Source organism: Paenibacillus dendritiformis (assembly GCF_015845845.1).
GTDB classification, from domain to species: Bacteria; Bacillota; Bacilli; order Paenibacillales; family Paenibacillaceae; genus Paenibacillus_B; species Paenibacillus_B dendritiformis_C.
In genome coordinates this window covers 1-2,897 of sequence record NZ_LDIG01000230.1, presented here as the reverse complement: position 1 = coordinate 2,897, position 2,897 = coordinate 1, and the positions used below count along the sequence as shown (strand labels likewise).

Here is a 2,897-nt window from a genome sequence, read left to right as displayed (position 1 = left end):
CGGAATATAACATGAACCGCCGTATACCGAACGGTATGTACGGTGGTGTGAGAGGTCGGGGGCTAGGCGCCCCCTCCTACTCGATTGGCCTTGGCTGGCGTTGCGTAAGGCTATGGCGTTGTGCCCCCGGCTGCGGCGTTGCGAACTGGCTGTAGCCGATTGCGCTACGCTCTGGCATGGGCGCGGCTGCGGCGTATGGCGTTGCGGCCGCGTTATGGCATCGGCCGGAGCGTGCGTGTTGCGGAAGCTGGAGGGCTTGGCCCGCTGCCGGTGAGGCGGGGCCAGGTCTTTTTTTGATAAGATGGACATGCTGGGAAGGCAGGCGAAGGTTGATATTGTGTGATACGGCGGTCTGCTGCACTTGTTTGAAAGAGCGAACTCCGGTCAATTATGGGAATCCTGCAAATATGCAGTAATTTTATGCTTTTTCACGCCTATTTTGTAGAATTGCTGCCAGGATGCAGCTTTTTGATGGGAAAATAGAAATCTGGGCCGTCATTGAGTTAAATTGATGTATATTTGCAGGATTCTTTTTTTTCAGTAGAGGGCTCGGCGGGAGAGCTGTACTTTTGCAGGATTTTTGCAGATATTGAAGGGAAATTGAAGAGAGTCGGTGCATTCTTGTTGGCCCCAAAGTTCTGGCTATAGCTATATGTTCATGGGGAACGGTCTAGGCTGGTAGAGGGCATACGGAGAGCATCTTTTTGACATAGAGGAATAGCAAGCGAGAGAGCGGAGGATGTTGTAGTGACAGGAAAAAAGCTAGGCAACGGGACGGATCGCCGGAAACGTCGGGGAACCGCAGCAGCGGCCAAGGCGAGACCGGTCGGGCCGGGAGCGTCGGAGGGGACCGCGGCGAAGAAGCGCGGCCGGATGGGACAGGCATTGACTTCGGCTCCGGTAAGCAAGAATGACGAGGTCGTGCTAGATATTATCGGGCTAACCCATGACGGCGAGGGCGTCGGCCGGGTGGACGGCTTCACGCTGTTCGTCAGCGGCGCGCTGCCGGGCGAGCAAGTGCGGGCGCTCGTGCTGAAGGTGAAGAAGCAGTACGGCTATGCCAAAGTATTGGAACGGCTCATCACGAGCCCGCATCGGGTGGAACTGGAGCAGCCGGCGAATGCGTACGGGGGATGCCAGCTCCAGCATCTGGAATATGGCGAGCAGCTGCGCTGGAAGCGGCAGCATGTCGTCGATGTGCTGGAGCGGATCGGCAAGTTCCAGGTGGAGCATGGAGCAGAGGATGGAGGAGCCGACGGGCAGCCGCCGATTAAGGTGCTGCCGGTCATCGGGATGGAGCATCCTTGGCGCTATCGGAACAAAAGTCAGATGCCTATCGGGGCCGATCCGCGGACGGGCGATCTGATTGGCGGGTATTTTGCCAAGGCGAGCCATCGGATTATCGATACGGATGTAAGCCTGCTTCAGCATGAGCGGAACGACGAGGCCATGCGTGCCGTGAAGCGGGTTGCCCGCAAGCACGGCATCGCGCCGTACAACGAAGAGACGCACACGGGTCTCCTTCGCCATGTGATTATGCGCGTTGGCTTCCGTACGGGCGAGCAGATGATTACGCTCGTGACAAACGGAGAGAAGCTCCCGCATGAAGCGGAGATTGTGGCCGACTTGGTTGAAGCGTTGCCGCAGTTGACGAGTATTTGCCAGAACATCAACACGAAGCGCACGAATGTCATTATGGGAGATAGGACCCGCCTATTGTGGGGCTCGGAGTATATCACGGATTATATCGGGGACATCGCGTTCAAAATATCCGCTCGATCGTTCTATCAAGTGAATCCGGTGCAAACGGAAGTGTTATACGAGAAGGCGGTGGAGTATGCCGGCCTGAGCGGGCAAGAGACCGTCATCGACGCCTACTGCGGCATCGGGACCATCTCGCTGTTCCTGGCGCAGCGCGCGAAGCGGGTTCTCGGCGTCGAGATCGTGGAGGAAGCGATCGCCGATGCGCGACGCAACGCCGAACTCAACGGGATCACGAATGCGGAGTTCGCCGTCGGCGCCGCCGAAGAGGTCATTCCGCAGTGGAAGGAGCAAGGCATCACTCCAGATGTCATCGTCGTCGACCCGCCGCGCAAAGGGTGCGACCCTGCGCTGCTGGACACGATGCTGGCGATGCGCCCTGACCGGATTGTGTACGTCTCCTGCAATCCGTCGACATTGGCAAGGGATTTGCGAGTGCTCGCGGATGGCGGATATACCGTAACCGAGGTGCAGCCGGTGGATATGTTCCCGCAGACGGCGCATGTGGAGTGCTGTGTGTTGCTGGTTAGGAAATAGCATATCGGAGCCACATTTACCTGCAAGTTGAAGCCCGACCTTACACGGTTTGGGCTTTTGTTCGTATCTATAGATATATCGGGACAGTGTAAGCTTTCATTTCGGTAGACATCTTTGTACCGCACTCATGCTTAATTCCTAATATTGATGGTTCGAAATGATTAGATGAGATGTGGCGGGTGTAGGGGAGTTTATCATGGACATAAGAAAAAGGCTTAGTAGCCAGCTATATAAGTTGAACTAAAGAATATCCACTACTATATCAGACTCCATCCGCACACAGAGACGGTCGATGATTGCTTGAGGTTCTTTCATCACAGCATTCATGAAAGAGCAGACATTCTTCCGTATCTCAGCTACAGTGTGGTAGAAGACGTTATTCACGACATCCGCTTTGAGCCACTTCCAGAGTCCTTCCACAATATTCAGTTGCGGACTGTACGGCGGAAGAAAGACAAAGGTCAGTCGCTTGTTTTCTTTCAGAAACGGCTCGAGTAGCTTGGCGTGATGGATTCTGGCATTATCCAGAATCATGGTAATGGTTCCTGAAGGGTATGCTTCAAGTACTTTGTTCAAGAATTTGAGAAACGTTTCTGCTG

General features: G+C 54.9%; 2 protein-coding genes. One reads left to right on the top strand and one right to left on the bottom strand.

Annotated elements, in window-relative coordinates:
- The first annotated feature begins 747 nt into the window (after nucleotides 1-747).
- Entirely contained in the window at nucleotides 748-2,298 is a 1,551-nt protein-coding gene (gene rlmD, locus ABD76_RS22775; protein ID WP_197259342.1) for a 23S rRNA (uracil(1939)-C(5))-methyltransferase RlmD, read from the top strand.
- Nucleotides 2,299-2,538: 240 nt separating this feature from the next.
- Here rlmD and ABD76_RS22770 read toward each other — a convergent pair.
- The coding region (locus ABD76_RS22770) for an IS630 family transposase (RefSeq protein ID WP_197257801.1) at nucleotides 2,539-2,897 on the bottom strand (359 nt) is incomplete at its 5' end.